Source organism: Rudaea cellulosilytica DSM 22992 (genome assembly GCF_000378125.1).
Lineage (GTDB): Bacteria > Pseudomonadota > Gammaproteobacteria > Xanthomonadales > Rhodanobacteraceae > Rudaea > Rudaea cellulosilytica.
The window spans coordinates 1,571,677-1,587,314 of the sequence record NZ_KB899241.1 but is presented as its reverse complement, the minus strand read 5'-3'; the positions used below and the strand labels follow the sequence as shown (position 1 = coordinate 1,587,314).

Annotated in this window: 16 protein-coding genes; 8 read left to right on the top strand and 8 right to left on the bottom strand. The window is 64.9% G+C overall.

From position 1 onward, the window contains the following. Positions 1 to 6 precede the first annotated feature (6 nt). Together F455_RS0107085 and F455_RS0107080 are read right to left on the bottom strand one after the other, a co-directional pair. On the bottom strand, positions 7 to 1,038 hold the full coding sequence (locus tag F455_RS0107085) for a hypothetical protein (protein WP_018972584.1): 1,032 nt from the start codon (positions 1,036 to 1,038) through the stop codon (positions 7 to 9). Positions 1,039 to 1,099: 61 nt separating this feature from the next. Continuing rightward, positions 1,100 to 2,350 (bottom strand): hypothetical protein, encoded by a 1,251-nt coding sequence (locus F455_RS0107080; RefSeq protein WP_018972583.1) that lies wholly within the window; start codon positions 2,348 to 2,350, stop codon positions 1,100 to 1,102. Between the two features lie 152 nt (positions 2,351 to 2,502). Here F455_RS0107080 and F455_RS0107075 point away from each other — a divergent pair, with 152 nt between their 5' ends. Further along, positions 2,503 to 3,294, top strand: coding sequence for a TatD family hydrolase (locus F455_RS0107075; RefSeq protein ID WP_018972582.1), 792 nt, complete (start codon positions 2,503 to 2,505; stop codon positions 3,292 to 3,294). A gap of 222 nt (positions 3,295 to 3,516) precedes the next feature. On the opposite strand, the gene F455_RS0107070 is transcribed toward F455_RS0107075, so the two are convergent. Continuing rightward, positions 3,517 to 4,410 (bottom strand): DUF2167 domain-containing protein, encoded by an 894-nt coding sequence (locus F455_RS0107070; RefSeq protein ID WP_018972581.1) that lies wholly within the window; start codon positions 4,408 to 4,410, stop codon positions 3,517 to 3,519. A gap of 200 nt (positions 4,411 to 4,610) precedes the next feature. Next, positions 4,611 to 4,949, bottom strand: a complete 339-nt coding sequence (locus F455_RS0107060; protein ID WP_157578508.1) for a hypothetical protein — start codon at positions 4,947 to 4,949, stop codon at positions 4,611 to 4,613. A 228-nt stretch (positions 4,950 to 5,177) separates the two neighbouring features. On the opposite strand from F455_RS0107060, the gene F455_RS0107055 reads away from it, so the two are divergent. Beyond that, the gene (locus F455_RS0107055) at positions 5,178 to 7,226 is read left to right on the top strand and encodes a winged helix-turn-helix domain-containing protein (protein ID WP_169337302.1); all 2,049 of its coding nucleotides are present in this window, start codon (positions 5,178 to 5,180) and stop codon (positions 7,224 to 7,226) included. An 82-nt stretch (positions 7,227 to 7,308) separates the two neighbouring features. Here F455_RS0107055 and F455_RS0107050 read toward each other — a convergent pair whose 3' ends face one another. The 4 genes from F455_RS0107050 to F455_RS0107035 all read right to left on the bottom strand — a co-directional run bounded on the left by F455_RS0107050 (position 7,309) and on the right by F455_RS0107035 (position 10,052). Then, on the bottom strand, positions 7,309 to 7,653 hold the full coding sequence (locus F455_RS0107050; RefSeq protein WP_018972578.1) for a hypothetical protein: 345 nt from the start codon (positions 7,651 to 7,653) through the stop codon (positions 7,309 to 7,311). 38 nt (positions 7,654 to 7,691) lie between these two features. Continuing rightward, a complete protein-coding gene (locus F455_RS0107045; protein WP_018972577.1) occupies positions 7,692 to 8,009 on the bottom strand; it encodes a hypothetical protein in 318 nt (105 codons plus the stop codon). Positions 8,010 to 8,224: 215 nt separating this feature from the next. Next, positions 8,225 to 9,016: an ABC transporter permease gene (locus F455_RS0107040; protein ID WP_018972576.1), complete on the bottom strand. Its 792-nt coding sequence runs from the start codon at positions 9,014 to 9,016 to the stop codon at positions 8,225 to 8,227. Positions 9,017 to 9,107: 91 nt separating this feature from the next. Beyond that, a complete protein-coding gene (locus F455_RS0107035) occupies positions 9,108 to 10,052 on the bottom strand; it encodes an ABC transporter ATP-binding protein (protein WP_018972575.1) in 945 nt (314 codons plus the stop codon). Positions 10,053 to 10,206: 154 nt separating this feature from the next. Here F455_RS0107035 and F455_RS0107030 point away from each other — a divergent pair, with 154 nt between their 5' ends. From F455_RS0107030 to F455_RS0107000, 6 genes are all read left to right on the top strand, one after another. After that, positions 10,207 to 10,956 carry an FAD-binding oxidoreductase gene (locus F455_RS0107030; RefSeq protein WP_018972574.1) on the top strand — a complete coding sequence of 250 codons (750 nt, stop codon included), beginning with the start codon at positions 10,207 to 10,209 and terminating at the stop codon, positions 10,954 to 10,956. A gap of 143 nt (positions 10,957 to 11,099) precedes the next feature. Then, complete coding sequence (locus F455_RS0107025) at positions 11,100 to 11,714, top strand: hypothetical protein (protein ID WP_026293155.1); 615 nt, start codon at positions 11,100 to 11,102, stop codon at positions 11,712 to 11,714. After that, positions 11,711 to 11,908: a helix-turn-helix transcriptional regulator gene (locus F455_RS0107020; RefSeq protein WP_018972572.1), complete on the top strand. Its 198-nt coding sequence runs from the start codon at positions 11,711 to 11,713 to the stop codon at positions 11,906 to 11,908. The genes F455_RS0107025 and F455_RS0107020 overlap by 4 nt, the downstream gene beginning before the upstream one ends. A gap of 3 nt (positions 11,909 to 11,911) precedes the next feature. After that, positions 11,912 to 13,501 carry an alpha/beta hydrolase gene (locus tag F455_RS0107015; protein ID WP_018972571.1) on the top strand — a complete coding sequence of 530 codons (1,590 nt, stop codon included), beginning with the start codon at positions 11,912 to 11,914 and terminating at the stop codon, positions 13,499 to 13,501. Next, positions 13,498 to 14,244: an ABC transporter ATP-binding protein gene (locus F455_RS0107010; protein ID WP_018972570.1), complete on the top strand. Its 747-nt coding sequence runs from the start codon at positions 13,498 to 13,500 to the stop codon at positions 14,242 to 14,244. The genes F455_RS0107015 and F455_RS0107010 overlap by 4 nt, the downstream gene beginning before the upstream one ends. A 147-nt stretch (positions 14,245 to 14,391) precedes the next feature. Next, a complete protein-coding gene (locus tag F455_RS0107000; RefSeq protein ID WP_033408935.1) occupies positions 14,392 to 15,567 on the top strand; it encodes an ABC transporter permease in 1,176 nt (391 codons plus the stop codon). The last annotated feature ends 71 nt before the right edge of the window (positions 15,568 to 15,638 follow it).

The following is a 15,638-nucleotide window of genomic DNA, read 5'->3' as shown; positions in this document are numbered from 1 at the left end:
CCCTAGCTATTGGCAGCCCAGATTGGCGATGCTGCCGAGCCGCTGCCACGTGCGCGTGCCGCTGCCGGCCGGCGAATTCGCGGGCAGGAAAGCCGACGCGGCGTAACTGAACGTCATCGTGCCGCAGTCGGGGAATGCAAAGCTCATCGTGCCCCACGGCGCGCGCGTCACCGCGCTGAAGTTGCCGGCAAAACCGCCGCCGCTCGCGGTCTGCACGGCAACGTTTTCGATGTGCGTCGCGCCGATCGGAAAGCTGGCCTGCGCAGCGAGCCAGTACGGCGCACCGAGCGCATCGAAGGTGAACCAGGTGGCGAACAATGTCCGTGTCGTGCCGTTGCCGTCGTCGAGGATTTCGACGAGCATGCCCTCGCCGCCGTGCGCAGGATCGTACCAGGCGCCGGTCTGGTAGCCGGAGATTGGCAGCGGCACCGCGCCCGGAAAGTCCGCCGGATTGTAGTCGCCGAGGTCGAACTGCACTGCGCGGCCGGTGTTGTTGTCGACGGTCAGCGTGAATGCGTGGTTGTAGTCGAACGCCGCGGCACCGATCGGATTCTCGAGCACGTAGACGCTGTCCTCGTAGACCGGCGAATTGACGAAGACTTGCGTCGCGGTCGTGTTCGGATCGCGCGCGAGGCGTACCCAGTCGATGTGCGTGCCCTGCTCTACCCAGACGCCCGGGAAAGTTGGATAGAAATCGGTGTTACCCGATCTGCCTGCGGCGCGCGTGAGTCCGAACAGGACCGCCGACTTGCCGCCGCTGCACGGCACGCGCGCGATCGTAACGCCCACGGCCTCGGCGTAGTTGCACTCCTGCTGCGCGACCGCGTAACTCGGCGCCGCGGGATTGACGAAGCAGGCGTTGAAATCGCCGTGCAGGGTCAGCGGCAGGCTCATCGCCTTGGGGGCATTCACCGCCTGGCCGAGCGACAAGCCGTCGGCGAAGCAGCTCGGCGGATAAGCGCGCGCCGGACTCGCCGCGTGCGCGCCTGCCGCGAATGCGGACAGGCCGAGGCAAGCGAGTGCGAATCGAAATCTCATGCCTCCGCTCCCGGATGCCGCCCCGGTGCGGAGCGGCATCGCCAAGTCGCGAGACTGACTACTACTGGCAAGCGAGACTGTTGATGACGCCCAGCCTCTTCCAGGTTCTCTGGCCGTTGCCCTGTGGGCCGCCCGATACGGTGCCGGCACTGCCGTTGTAGCTGAATTTGATCGTCTGGCAATCCGTGAACGACACGTTGATCGTACCCCAGACATTCGCCTTGACCGCAGGTGACGGCGGTGGCGGCTGTGCGGCAAAGCTGCTGCCGGTCGCGTAAAGCACCTGCACGTTTGTCAGCTGCGTGGACCCGATCGGGAAACTGCCTTGGGCGACGAGCCAGAACGGCAGGCCGAGCTGGTCGTAGGTATACCAGGTCGCGAACAGCGTGCGCGTCGCACCATCGCCATTGTCCAGCACCTGGGTCACCAGGCCTTCGCGGCTGCCGGCAGAGGGGTCGTACCAGGCTCCGCTTAGGTAGCCATTGATCGCCATCGGCGCGTACGCCGCGGGATAGGTCTGCGCCGTAGGAGCGTAGTCGGGAACGCTGATCGTCACGCGGCCGTTCTGGTAACCGTTGTCGAAGCGGATCGTGAAGGCGTTGTTGAAATAGAAGAAGCCAAGCGAGGGACTGGCATAGTTTTCGAGCACGTAGGTCGTACTGTTGACGATCGCCGAACCGATCGAGGTGTCGGCGAGCACCGTATTCGGCTCGGTCGCGACGCGCACGTAGTCGGTGAAGTTCGCGTTGTCGAACGCGATGCTGCCTTGGGCGATGCGGATGTCCGGAAACTGCGGATACAGCTGGCTGTCGCCTTCGTATTGCGCCTGGCGCTGGATGCGCATCAGGGTCGCGCCGACGTAACCGCCGTCCGGGTTGTAGCTGAGCGTGTCGCCGCTGCTGCTGCAGGCGACGCGGAAGATCGTGACCGTCACGTCTTCCGAACTGTCCTGAGTGCCGTTCTTTTCATACAAAGTCACGGTGCGGCTGTACAGCGTCCCGCTCGGCGACACCGGCAGCGGCTGGATGGAATTCGCGACACTGGGCAACGTGTCCGAGAAACAGCTGGCAGGATAGGCGCGATAGCTGCTCGCCGTGAGCTCGTTCGGCGTTACCGCCGCCGCGGAGACCGTGGCCGATGTGGCCGTCGCACGCGGCGCGGCGAGCACGGCGCGATGAGCCTGCACGCTGCTGAAATCGGCGCGCGGGGCACCGGCTAGAACCGGGCCGCGATCGGCGGCGATCGCCGGCAACGCCAGCGCGCTTGCAAGCAACAGAGTGCCGGCAACGATACGTTTCGAAGGGACCGACATGACTCTCTCCTGCAGGGTGTGAACGGCTGGGATTGTAGGCACAACTTCGGCGCGCGGCGGTTAACCTCTCGTGAACACCTTCGCGGCTTGCAGGCGCCCTGCGATAATGCCGGCCGAATTCGCAACGAAAACGTTCTCCACAACGCATCCCCATGCAGCTAGTTGACATCGGCGCCAACCTCACCCACGAATCCTTCCGCCACGATTTCGACGCCGTGCTCGCGCGCGCGCAGGCGCACGGCATCGACCAGCTCGTCGTCACCGGCGCGAGCGTGCAGGGCACGCGCGATGCGCTCGCGCTCGCGCTCGCGCATCCGCACTTGCTATATGCGACTGCGGGCGTGCACCCGCACCACGCAAGCGACTTCGATTCGGAAACCGAAACGCTGCTGCGCGAATACCAGGCCAAACCCGAGGTCGTCGCCGTCGGCGAAACCGGACTCGACTTCCATCGCAACTTCTCCCCGCGCGAGGCGCAGCTGTTCGCGTTCGAGCGGCAACTGCAATTGGCGATGGAGTGCGGCAAGCCGCTGTTCCTGCACCAGCGCGACGCGCATCTGGATTTCCTCGCCTGCATGGACAACGTGCGCGGCCGCATCGGCGCGGCCGTCGTGCACTGCTTCACCGGCGAAAAGAACGAACTGTTCGACTATCTCGACCGCGATTTCCACATCGGCATCACCGGCTGGATCTGCGACGAGCGCCGCGGTGCGCACCTGCGCGAGCTCGTGAAAAGCATCCCCGCCGATCGACTCATGCTCGAAACCGATGCGCCTTACCTGCTGCCGCGCACGGTCAAGCCGATGCCTTCGCATCGGCGCAACGAGCCGATGTACCTCGCCCACATCTGCGCGGAAGTCGCGCGCGACCGCAGCGAGGACGTCGCTGTCACCGCCGCGAATGCGACGGCGACGGCGCGCAAATTCTTCGCCCTGCTGGGTTAGAACCTATCTCAAAACGTAGCGAGCGAAGACAGTTCGCGTGTCGCCGGAGCGCAGGAACCGGAGTGTACTTTCAGTACATGAGGATTACATGCCGCTCCTGCGGCATGCCCTGCGGGCCAGCTTCGCTGTTCGCTTCGGCATCCTGCCTTCGCATTCCGAGCACCGCCGGCGCGCCCGATCTTAGATGGGATCGGGTCGAGCGCAGCAGTTTTGAGACAGGTTCTAGTCGGACTTGGACTTGCGCCCGAACAGCCGTCCGGCCGCCGCGAACAGCGCGATCGCGCCGCCGATGATGACCTTCTTGAATGCGAGCAGCATGGCGAACAGTTTGGCGAACAGGCCGGCCTTGGCCGCAAGCGTGCCGGCGACGAGCGCACCGATGCCGTAGGCGGCGATCTTGTCGGTCGAGGAATTGAAGTCGGCGTAACGCTGGCCGGGATCGAATTCGGTCATCGCCAGTACTTTCGGCATTTCCGCCTTGACCGTGTCGAGCTGGCTCATGCCGGCGACCGCATTGAGGCTCAGATAACCGCCGCGGCCGAGCACGCGGATATCGTAATTGAGCGTGTGTTCCTTGCCGTCGCCGAAGGCGAGATCCTTGGCCCAGTAGAGCTTGTTCGACGCCGCATCGTAGTGCGGCGGCTCGGCCCAGCCGACCAGGTCGACCGCGGGATAGCCGTGCTGTTTGCGCCCGGCATTCGCCTCGTGCGTCGCCTCCTGCATGTCGTGGAGCATCTTCGTGTAGTCGATCTTGCCCGCCTCGGCGTCGGAGACGTAGCCGTCGTTCGAATAGGTGACGACGACCGCCCACGAGCCCTTTTCCTCGGTCAGCGGTGCCGCGGTCGGCACGAGCATGCCGAGCACGTCGGCGTCGGGGGGATTGCCCCAGAGCTGCTCGAGCACGCGCTGTGCGTCGCGCGCATCGAGATAGCGGAAGCTGTCATCGAGTTTCAGCGACGCGTTCGCGCGCGCGACCTTGACCGTGCCGGTCTGGAAATGCAGCGAATCGACGAATTGCTGGACGGTCTTCTGCCCCGCCGGAGCAGCGTCGTCAGCGACGGCGGATTGACCAACGAAAAGACAGGCCGCAAACAGGGCCAGCGCACGCAACATCATGTTTCCCCCGAGGTTAGCGTTGCCCTCTTGGCAACGGCGCAAGCATGCCGGGGGCGATTCAGCCGCGCAAGCCGATGCATCCCTCGTCGCGGACGCGGCTGCGCAGCGATCGCCTGCGCGAGTCCACAGCATTCGAGTTCCACTGCAGCGCGATCGACATACCGCAGCGGCGAGCTCGCGCGCCGCTGCCGTTAAGTTGCTCAGGGCTGCATGCCGGCTAGCGCCAGCGAGGCCGGTGCGGTCGAGCCGTCGCGCACGAAGGCGACGAAATCCGCACCACGCAGGCACTCGCGATGGGCGTAGTGCTCGACGACTTCGCGGCCGCGTTCAATCGCGCTCGCATTGTTCGTCTCGAGCACGGCGCCAACGGCGCTGCGAGCCGGCAGCTTTTCGTGACGGCAGTCGACGACGAGCGCCGCGCCGGCACGCACGGCGATGGCGGATAGCGCGGTCTGTTCAGGCTCGACGCCCGCAGCGGATACGGACTGCGCAACGGCAAAGTTCAACGCGGCGATAAGAGTTGTGCGTAGAATGTTCATGGTGCTCTCCGATGGAATCCGGTGCGGGATGCGCCGGTTGGAGACAGCATCGCGAAACGCCTTGACCCAAGCTTGAGGGCGCGATTGGGAAACCCTTGAGCGCGGCGCGGGAAAGCTTGGGAATGCTTAGGGCACCGCAAGAATTGCAATAACCGGTTGTTTCCCACTGATTATTCTTCAATATCCCTGGGCACGACTGACGAGCCGGCGATGCAGGACGAGGTGCGAATGGAACGCTGGATCGGGTTCGACACAGTCGAGATCGATACGGTTGGGCGCCGATTGGTCGTGTCCGGGCGCGAGATGCGGCTGGAGCCGAAGGCGTTCGACGTGCTGCTGCTGTTCGCGCGCCAGCCGGGCCGGGCCTTCACCCGCGACGAGATTCTCGATGCCGTCTGGGGCCATCGCCACGTCACCCCGGGCGTGCTCAACCGCGTCGTCACCTTGCTGCGCCAGGCGCTCGGCGAAAGCGCCGAGCGCCAGCAGTACATCCATACGCTGCACGGCGTCGGCTACCGCTTCGATGCGGATGTGCAGGCTGCACCGCGGAAGCAAGTGACCGAACTGGAACAAGGCGCCGACGCCGAGCCGCCGGCTCTCGATCTGCGCCAGACGTTTGGCGGAGTTTCATCGACGTCGCAGGCACCGCCGCTGCCGTCACCGATCGCAAGTGACCGCGAGGTCAGCGTGTCGTCCGCTCCTGTGCCAAGCACACAGCGCCCTTCATCGCGATACGTCGTCGCTGCGCTGGCCGCGCTCATGTTGGCCGTCGGCCTCGCCGCATGGCTCATGCGTCGCGGCGCCGAGCCGGCCGCGCCGCTCCGCCCCGCCACCATTCCGACGCTGATCGTGCTGCCACTGCGCGCGGTCGGCGGCGGCCACGACGAGGCGGTCCTGGCCGACGGCTTGTCCGAAGAGCTGATCACGCGGCTCGCGCACGCCGAGGGACTGCAGGTGATTTCGAGCACGTCGGCGCGGCTCGCGCTGGAACAACATCTCGATCCGCAGCAGCTCGCCCAGCGCGCGGGCACCACGCATGCGCTCGAAGGCAGCTTGCGCGAGTCGGGCGACGCACTGCGCATCGACCTGCGCCTGATCGAGACACCGTCGGGCCGCACGCTGTGGGCGCAGGACTACGAACGCAAGCTCGCCGACGTGTTCGCCATCCAGCGCGAGATTGCCCAGGCGGTCAGCACCGCGCTTGCAGCGCGCCTGGGCCTGTCCGCGACGCCGCGCGAAGACAAGTTCGACCTGACCCAGTACCGCGAGTACGTGGAACTGCGTGCCATGCTGGAATCGCCCGAAGTGACGCTCAACGCCGCGCTGAACCGGCCGCGCCAGGAAACCGCCCTCGCCCGCCTGCGCGAACTGATCGCGCGCGCACCGGACAAGCCGATAGCGTTGGGCTATCTCGCGCGCGTGCTCGCGGGCTGGCGCGATCAGCGCACCCAGGCGCCGCTTCCCGGCGCGATCGAGGAAGCCGATCGCTATGCGCAGCGCGCGCTCGAGCTCGATCCCGGCAACGCCGACGCGCACGAGGCACGCGGCATGCTCGCCTGCAGGCGCATGGACTGGAACACCTGCCTCACCGAAGCGAAGCAGGCCGTCGCGCTCGCGCCGGCCGACGTCAGGCTGCGCAGCACCTACGCCTATCGGCTCGGCAGCCTCGGCTACCTCGCCGAAGCGCAGCGCGAGGCCGAGGCGGCCGCGCGCACCGATCCGCTCGTGCCGCCGACACAGATGATCCTGGCGCGGCTGTACGACACACTGGGCCAGCATGACGAAGCCAAGCGCGTCTTCGACACGGCGTTCAAACTCGACGCGGCGATGCCGCAGATCGGCGTCTATGCCGCTTGGTACAACGCGTTCTGGCGCGGCGACTACGCCGCGGCCGAAACGATCGCCGCGCGCATTCCCGAGGAACACGGATATCGCGAGACCTACCTCGCAGTCTCGCGCACGCGCGGCGATCCCGCGCGCTGGCCTGAAGTACTGCCGTTGATCGAGGCATCCGAACGCGAGACCGGCCGCTACAATTTCCTGCGCTGGCAGCAGCCCGGCTTCGATGCACATGCCGCATTCGCGCGCATCGAAAGCATGCTGCGCGAAGGCTTTCCGAGCTATTTCCTCTCGCTCTGGCAACCCGAGTATGCGCATATGCGGCGCATCCCGGAGTTCCAGGAGTTCCTGCGCACCGCGCACATTCTCGACTACTGGCGCGCGCGCGGCTTTCCGCCGCAGTGCCGGCCGGACGGCGACGGCGCGAAGTGCGATTGAGCCGTTTCCGCTCGATCGCGGCAGCGATGAGCCGATGACCGAATGTCCGCCTGCATTTCGCAGGCGCCGCGGCGCGGCAGCATCATCTCGTTGGAAGGACCGGCCGATCGAGCGACGCCGCCGATGCGACATCCGCGCTGGCATTCGTGCCCGGTTGCAGGACGAATTCGGCGTGACCGGCGCCCGCGGCGCAAATGCGCTGCGCGGAATGCAGCAACCGTTCCCGGGCGGCGCGGTTGAGCACGAGACCGCTCTGGCTCAAGGCCCAGTCGACGTGGCGCATGCGCGGCGGCGCATCGCCCCAGCACGGCACAAACACATCGGCGCTGGCGGGACGCTCATGCACTTGTGGAGCGCAGGCAGCGCATGCCGCCATCGCCAGCAGCGCGGCGGCGGATTTGAATGCGGACAAGGTCGGGGTCGACATGACGTGTTCTCCTTGCAAATGCGAAGCAACTGCCGGTCTTACGGCTGGACCTGAGCCAGCGCGGGTGGCGCTGAGTCTTCGTCACGCACGAATGCGACGAAGGCCGCACCACGCAGGCACGCGCGTTGCGCGATATGCAGCGCACGCTCGCGTTCGGACTGGATCAGGCTGATGTTGTTCGAGTCGATCAGATCGGCGACCGCCTGATGACTGGGCAAGCGCACGTGGGAGCAGTCGACGACGACACGCGCTCCGCTGACCGTCACGGGATCGAGTGCGATATCGGTGCGTGGATCGGCTGCGCTGGCGTTCGCGGCGACGAACGCAACAGCAAGGGCCACGGTCGAGGTGTTCATTGACGCATCTCCTGAAGTTCGGGCGACGAAACGTCGCCGTTCACTCAGAAATGCGGTAATCGCCGTGGGCGATTACTTCACGGGCATGACGCCGAGGACGACGAACCTGTCCTCAAAGCGTAGCGAGCGCAGAGAATTTGCGTGTCGCCGGAGCGCAAGAACCGGAGCATACGAACAGTATGTGAGGATGAGCGCAGTAGCCTTGAGGACAGGTTCTACGAACGCAGGCCGACTCCGCGGCTCAACAGGCTCAGGCAGTACGTCGCGAGCACGACGACGAACGCGAGCATGATCAGGTAGGCCCAGGTCAGGTCGATGTCGCTGACGCCGAGCAGGCCGTAGCGGAACGCGTTGACCATGTACAGGATCGGGTTGAGATGCGAGATCTCTTTCCACGGCGACGGCAGCTGGGCGACGTTGTAGAACACGCCGCCGAGATACGTAAGCGGGGTCAGCACGAAAGTCGGGATGATCGCAATGTCGTCGAACTTGCGCGCGTAGATCGCGTTGACGAAACCGAGCAGGGCGAAGATCACCGCGGCGAGCAGGAACGTGGTCAGCGTGATGATCGGGTGGTACAGGTGGATCTTGGTGAAGAACAGGCTGATCGCGAGCACGATCAGGCCGACCATGAAACCGCGCAGCACCGCGCCGGCGACATAGCCGGCGAGGATCGTCCAGCTCGGCATCGGCGAGACCAGCATTTCCTCGACGAAGCGCTGGAACTTGGCGCCGAAGAACGAACTGGTGATGTTGCCGTAGGCATTCTGTATCACCGCCATCATGATCAGGCCCGGCGCGATGTACTCGACGTAGGATATGCCGGCACCGCTATTGTCCGTGGCGATGGTGCCGATGCGACTGCCGATGAGGTTGCCGAAGATGATGAAGTACAGCGTCATCGTCACCGCCGGCGGCAGCAGCGTCTGCGCCCAGATGCGCAGGATGCGCACGATTTCGCGGCGGGCGATCGTGCCGAGCGCGACGAGGTTGCCTTGCGCGTTCATGCAGCTTCACCCTGTGCGCAAACGGCGCAAATTGAAAAAAAACATTTTTCTTTACCCACTTTATGGCCAGTCATGTTCTCGCTTTTCTCGCTCATGCTGCGGCCTTGCCGGCATCGACCAGGCGCACGAACAGTTCCTCGAGGCGGTTGGCCTTGTTGCGCATCGATCTCACCGTGATGCCTCGCGCGGACAAAGCCGCAAACAACGAGTTGAGATCGTGCGCGCGCGACATCTCTGCCTCGATCGTGTGATCATCGACGCGCGCGAGGCGCACGTCGCTGAGCTGCGGCAGCTCGCCGTTCGCATCGGCCACGTCGAACACGAAGGTCTCGACATCGAGCTTGGCGAGCAGCTTCCTCATCGAGGTGTTCTCGATCACGCGGCCGTGGTCGATGATCGTGATGTTGCGGCAGAGCTGCTCGGCTTCCTCGAGATAGTGCGTGGTCAGGATCACCGTCGTGCCCGCCGCGTTGATGCTCTCGATGAACTTCCACATCGAACGGCGGATCTCGATGTCGACACCCGCAGTCGGCTCGTCGAGAATCAGCAGCCTGGGCTCGTTCATCATCGCGCGCGCAATCATCAGGCGTCGCTTCATGCCGCCCGACAGCGTACGCGTCACCGCTCGCGATTTGTCCCAGAGCGCGAGTTCCTTGAGGTATCTCTCCGCGCGCTCACGCGCCACGCCACGTTCGATGCCGTAGAAACCTGCTTGGTTGATGCAGATGTCGAGCGGCGTCTCGAACAGGTTGAAATTGATCTCCTGCGGCACGAGGCCGATCATTTGCATCGCCTGACCGCGATCCGTGCGCACCGAGTGGCCGAACACGCGCACGTCGCCCGAACTGGGATTGACGAGCGAGGAAATGATGCCGATCAAGGTGGATTTGCCCGCGCCGTTCGGCCCCAACAGGGCGTAGAAATCGCCGGCCTGGACGGTGAGGGAAATCCCCTTGAGGGCTTCGACGCCGGTGGCGTAGGTCTTGCGCAGGCCGGCGACTTCGAGCGCCGGAACGGATGCTGGAGCGTTGCTCATGGCTGCTTTGACGAGGCTAAGCGCGTAGTATAGCGGCCTTTGGAAACTCCGAATTCATTCGGAGCTTCTTGCGCCGGACTCGGCGCATCTGAAAAATTCCCAGACGGAATTTTTCAGATAGTCCATAACCCTTTGCGAATCCGGTTTTTTTCAAGTGGCTGAACACTTTTCCCTGCGTCTCGCCGACAGCCGCATGCTCGCCCCGAGCGTGCGCCATCTCGCCTTCGAACGCGCCGACGGCGCGCCGTTCGCCTTCCTGCCCGGCCAGTTCGTGCAGGTACATTTCCACTATGCGGACGGCAAGCCGACCAAGCGCAGCTATTCGGTGGCGACGATAGGCGCGGGTGACGGCTCGGCGGTGGATCGCGTCGAGATGGCCGTGTCCTACGTCGACGGCGGCGCGGCGACCGCGCTGCTCGGCGGCCTCGAACAGGGCGGCACGATCGAGGCCAGCGGCCCGTATGGGCGCTTCTGCCTCATGGACAACGATGCGAACGGACGCTACGTGCTCGTCGCCACCGGCACCGGCGTGACGCCGTACCGCGCGATGCTGCCGCAACTGAAGGCGCTGTTCGCGAAGCGCGACATCGAAGTCGCGCTGATCTACGGCGCGCGCAACGAGGCCGAGTTGCTCTACGGCGACGAATTCGAGGCATTCGCGCGCGAGAACCCGCAATTCCGCTTCTACGCCTGCTTCTCGCGCACGCCTCGCGCGGCTCCACGCCCCCACGACCGCAACGGCCGCGTGCAGGTCGCGCTCGAAGAGATCAAACCCGACGCCGCGCGCGATATCGCCTATCTCTGCGGCAACCCGGACATGGTCGACCAGAGCTTCAACCTGCTCAAGGAAGCGGGCCTGCCGATTCCGCACATCCGCCGCGAGAAGTACGTTTCCTCGCGCTGATCGTGCTCGCGCCGCGGCTCAGGCAGTCACGGCGACGCATCCATCAATGTAAAGCTTACTTGACAATTCGTCGACGCCGGCGCAACATCCGTATGTAAAGCTTGCTTGACATACCTAGTCGGTTGCTGCGCGAGGGATTTTCGATGACGCGTCTTTCCAAGGCCCAATACGATCGCCTTGTTCTGGTCGCAATGGTGGTCTACGTCGCGCTCGTGCTCATGCTGCTTCCCCACGCGCGCAGTGCGGCGGCGCCGTGGTCGCGCCTGGTTTCGTCGCTGCTGCCGACCTTGCCGATGCTTTACGTCATCTGGCTGCTCGGTCGGCGCATCTGGCTGAGCGACGAACTCGAACAACGTACGCATCTGATCGGCCTCGGCGTCGCGAGCGCGGTGGTTGGCATATTCGGCCTGATCGGCGGCTTTCTCGCGGTGACCAAAGTCATGCCGTACGAGACCGCCGCAACGCTTCTGCTTTGGGTTTTTCCCATACTGATGTTCACCTACGGTCTCGCGCACTGGTGGGCGACGCGGCATTACGGGGGCAGTCTCTGCGACGAAGCCGACGGCATGCCGGCACATGTCCGGCTGTTCGTCGTCGCATTGATATTCGGCGCCGTCGCCGTATGGTCGTACTTCCATCCGACCGACGATTTCGCTTTCGGCATGCTGTGCGGCATCGCTAGCGCGTCTCTGGGCGCCGCCGTTGTCTTTGGCCTGCGTCGCTGGCTCAGGCCACGGGGCGGCGCAAGCGCCGAATGAACAACAAGGTACGCGAACTGCGCGGCGAGCGCGGCTGGTCGCAGGGCGACCTTGCCGAAAAACTCGACGTGTCGCGGCAGACGGTCAACGCGATCGAGACCGGCAAGTACGATCCGAGCCTGCCGCTCGCGTTCCGCATCGCCAAGCTGTTCCGCATGACGATCGAGTCGATTTTCCAACCGGGCAAGGATTGAAACATGGGCAAGAGAAACCTGTTCCGGCTCGCGCTGCTGCTGGTCGCAGCCGGCGTGCTGGCATGGAAACACTTCGCCGCGCCGCAGGCGAACGGCGACGACGCCTCGGCGCGCAGCGCCGGCAGCGTGGCGATTCCCGCGAATGCACGCGAGTTCACCCTCGGCACGCTCGCGTTCAAGGCCTGCGAGTTGCCGCAGAAAAAATCCGGCGCGACGACCGCCGCATTCTGCGCGCCGTTCTCGGTACCGGAACGGCGCGACGACAACCCGCACGACGATGCGGCAAGTCGCAAGATCGACCTCAACCTCGCCCTGATCAAGAGCGAGGCAGAACGCGCCGACAGCGACATCGTCGTCTTCCTTGCCGGCGGGCCTGGCCAGGCGGCGGTCGAGACCTGGCCGCAGATCGCAGGCGCTCTCGCCCCGCTGCGCAAGCACCATCACATCCTGCTGCTCGACCAGCGCGGCACCGGCAAATCGCATCCGCTCGATTGCGAGGCGACCCGTGAGGACGAAAAGAACCGCGCGCAGATCGGCGAAACCGACAGCGGCATCGACGTTGCCAAGCTGCGCGAAGCGACCGCGAAGTGCCTGGCCGAAGTCGAAAAGAAGGCGGACCCGCGCTACTACACGACCACGGCCGCGGCGCGCGACCTCGAAGACCTGCGCGTCGCCCTCGGCGCGCCGCAATTCGACCTCGTCGGCGTGTCCTACGGTACGCGCATGGCCCAGCAGTATCTGATGCGCTACCCCGACGGCGTACGCAGTGTCGTACTCGATTCGGTGGCGCCGAACGAGCTGATCTTCGCCCAGGATTTTGCGCGTAATCTCGAGGACGCCCTGCAGGCGCAATTCGCCCTGTGTAGCAAGAATGCGGCCTGCACCGCCGCCTTCGGCGATTCTTACGCGAGTCTCGGCAAGCTGCGCGATGCTTTGCGCGCACAGCCACGCGACTATTCGTTGCGCGATCCGATCACGTTCAAGGCGACCGATCTGCGTCTGACCGCGAACCGTCTCGCCACTCTCGTGCGCATGTTCGCCTATTCGCCCGAGACCGCGGCGCTGCTGCCGCTGTCGATCGCCGAGGGCCTGAAGGGCAACTACACGCCGCTGGCCGGGCAGGCGCAGATGCTGCACGACGACATGTCCGGTGCGATGAACGGCGGCATGCAGGCCTCTGTCGTTTGCAGCGAGGATGCCGACCTGATCAAGCCCGATCCGAACGACGCGCACACGCTGCTCGGCACGAGCCTGACCGACGCAATTGCGGCGATGTGTGCCGTCTGGCCGCATGGCGCCATGCCGGCGGATTTCCACGCGCAGCTCAAGTCCGCCAAACCGATCCTCGTGCTCGAGGGCGAGCTCGATCCGGTTACACCGCCGCGCTATGGCGAACAGGCCATCAAGGGTTTGTCGAATGCGAAGCTCATCGTCGCCAAGGGCCAGGGCCACAACGTGATCGGCCGCGGCTGCATTCCGAAACTCGTCGGCGAGTTCGTCGAGAAACTCAATCCGAAAACACTCGACGTGAAATGCGCCGACGCGCTTGGACCGATGCCCGCACTGATCGATTTCAACGGAGCCGCACCATGATCGAAGTCAAGGATCTGCACAAAACATTCGGTTCGGGCACGAAGAAAGTCGTCGCCGTCGACGGCGTGAGTTTCACTGCACGCGACGGCGAGATCACCGGCCTGCTCGGCCCCAACGGCGCGGGCAAGACGACGACGCTGCGCTGCCTGTACACGCTGATGCAGCCCAACTCGGGCCAGGTGCTCGTCGACGGCATCGACGCCGCGGCCGATCCGCTCGCGGTGAGAAGAAGCCTCGGCGTGCTGCCTGACGCGCGCGGCCTGTACAAGCGTCTGACCGCGCGCGAGAACATCGCCTACTTCGGCCAGTTGCACGGTCTCGACGACGCGACGATCCGCATGCGCAGCGACGCGGCGATCCGTGCGCTAGAAATGGACGACATCGCCGACCGCCGCACCGAAGGCTTTTCCCAGGGCCAGCGCGTCAAGACCGCGATCGCGCGCGCGCTCGTGCACGATCCGAAGAACGTGATACTCGACGAGCCGACCAACGGCCTCGACGTAATGGCGACGCGCGCGATGCGCGCGTTCTTGAAACAGCTGAAAAACGAAGGACGCTGCGTGCTGTTCTCTTCGCACATCATGCAAGAGGTCGCCGCGCTCTGCGACCGTATCGTCGTGATCGCGCATGGCCGCGTCGTCGCCGACGAGTCGCCCGACGCGCTGCGCGCGCAGACCGGCGAAGCGAATCTCGAAGACGCCTTCGTCAAACTGATCGGCACCGACGAGGGACTCGCCGCATGATCGTTCTCACTTTGATTGATACGGAGATCGCATGAACACTGCCATCGGGAAATTCGCACGCCGCGCATGCCGCCATCGCCGCGAAGACGATCTGCAGATCATCCTCGCCATCTTCGTCGCCTGTTACCTGCTGTTCGCGAGGTGAACATGAAATCCGCCCTGATCGTTTTCCTCAAGGAAGTCCGCGAAAACCTGCGCGACAAGCGCACCGTGATCAATACGCTGATCACGGGTCCGCTCATGGGCCCGCTGATCTTCGTCATGCTGATCAACACGATGGTCTCGCGCGAACTGGAAAAGGCTGAAGCGCCGTTGAAACTTCCGGTGATCGGCGCCGAGCACGCGCCGAACCTGATCGAGGCGCTCAGGCAGCAACGCATCGAGATCCAGCCCGGGCCGGCCGACGCCGAACGCGCGGTGCGCGAGCAGGATGCCGACGTCGTGCTGCGCATTCCGCCGCGCTATGCGGAAAGCTGGAACAAGGGCGAAGCCGCGCAGGTCGAACTGGTCTTCGACGAATCGCAGCGCGATGCGCAAAGCGCGGTGCGCCGGCTGCAGGGCGCGCTCGAAGGCTACGGCCAGCGCACCGGCGCCTTGCGCCTGCTCGCGCGCGGTCTGTCGCCGTCTGTGATGAAACCGGTCGTCGTCGCCGAGCGCGACCAGTCCACGCCGCAGAGCCGATCGGGGCAGATGTTCGGCATCCTGCCCTACTTCTTCATCCTGGGCGCCTTGATCGGCGGTATGGCGCTGGCGATCGACACGACCGCGGGCGAGCGCGAGCGCCAGTCGCTGGAACCGTTGCTTGCCAATCCGGTGCCGCGCGGACAGATCCTCGCCGGCAAGCTCGCGACGACGACCGCGTTTTCGATGACGACCGTGCTGCTCTCCATGCTCGCCTTCTCGATCGCGAGCCGTTTCCTGCCGACCGACAAGCTCGGCATGGACCTGCACATCGGCCTCGGCTTCCTCGCGCGCGGGCTGTTCGTGATGCTGCCGCTCGCCGCGCTGCTCGCGGGACTGCAGACCATGGTCGCCGCGTTCGCCAAGAGCTATCGCGAAGCCCAGACCTGGCTCGGCCTGCTCACCTTCGTGCCGGCGATACCGACCATGCTGCTGACGGTCCTGCCGTTCAAGCCGCTGCCGTGGATGTACGCCGTGCCGCTGATGGGCCAGCAGATCGCGCTGACGCGCTTCCTGCGCGGCGAAGTCGTGAATTCCGACGCACTCGTGCTCTGCTTCGTCTGCACGACTCTGGCGGCGCTGGCGGCGTACTTCGTCACCGCGCGCATCTATCGCAGCGAGCGGTTGGCGATTTCGGCCTAACGACGGGTGTGCACTCACGCGCGGCATTCGTCGTCTGCGCGTTAATAGCCCGCGCTAGGCTTTATCCGATC

What these genes read in the sequence shown, in the direction of transcription:
- F455_RS0107075 (WP_018972582.1), top strand. Translation starts at nt 2,503, where the DNA reads ATGCAGCTAGTTGACATCGGCGCCAACCTCACCCACGAATCCTTCCGC.
- F455_RS0107015 (WP_018972571.1), top strand. Translation starts at nt 11,912, where the DNA reads ATGGGCAAGAGAAACCTGTTCCGGCTCGCGCTGCTGCTGGTCGCAGCC.
- F455_RS0107055 (WP_169337302.1), top strand. Translation starts at nt 5,178, where the DNA reads ATGGAACGCTGGATCGGGTTCGACACAGTCGAGATCGATACGGTTGGG.
- F455_RS0107085 (WP_018972584.1), bottom strand. Translation starts at nt 1,038, where the DNA reads ATGAGATTTCGATTCGCACTCGCTTGCCTCGGCCTGTCCGCATTCGCG.
- F455_RS0107045 (WP_018972577.1), bottom strand. Translation starts at nt 8,009, where the DNA reads ATGAACACCTCGACCGTGGCCCTTGCTGTTGCGTTCGTCGCCGCGAAC.
- F455_RS0107080 (WP_018972583.1), bottom strand. Translation starts at nt 2,350, where the DNA reads ATGTCGGTCCCTTCGAAACGTATCGTTGCCGGCACTCTGTTGCTTGCA.
- F455_RS0107070 (WP_018972581.1), bottom strand. Translation starts at nt 4,410, where the DNA reads ATGATGTTGCGTGCGCTGGCCCTGTTTGCGGCCTGTCTTTTCGTTGGT.
- F455_RS0107025 (WP_026293155.1), top strand. Translation starts at nt 11,100, where the DNA reads ATGACGCGTCTTTCCAAGGCCCAATACGATCGCCTTGTTCTGGTCGCA.
- F455_RS0107050 (WP_018972578.1), bottom strand. Translation starts at nt 7,653, where the DNA reads ATGTCGACCCCGACCTTGTCCGCATTCAAATCCGCCGCCGCGCTGCTG.
- F455_RS0107020 (WP_018972572.1), top strand. Translation starts at nt 11,711, where the DNA reads ATGAACAACAAGGTACGCGAACTGCGCGGCGAGCGCGGCTGGTCGCAG.
- F455_RS0107040 (WP_018972576.1), bottom strand. Translation starts at nt 9,016, where the DNA reads ATGAACGCGCAAGGCAACCTCGTCGCGCTCGGCACGATCGCCCGCCGC.
- F455_RS0107035 (WP_018972575.1), bottom strand. Translation starts at nt 10,052, where the DNA reads ATGAGCAACGCTCCAGCATCCGTTCCGGCGCTCGAAGTCGCCGGCCTG.
- F455_RS0107060 (WP_157578508.1), bottom strand. Translation starts at nt 4,949, where the DNA reads ATGAACATTCTACGCACAACTCTTATCGCCGCGTTGAACTTTGCCGTT.
- F455_RS0107010 (WP_018972570.1), top strand. Translation starts at nt 13,498, where the DNA reads ATGATCGAAGTCAAGGATCTGCACAAAACATTCGGTTCGGGCACGAAG.
- F455_RS0107000 (WP_033408935.1), top strand. Translation starts at nt 14,392, where the DNA reads ATGAAATCCGCCCTGATCGTTTTCCTCAAGGAAGTCCGCGAAAACCTG.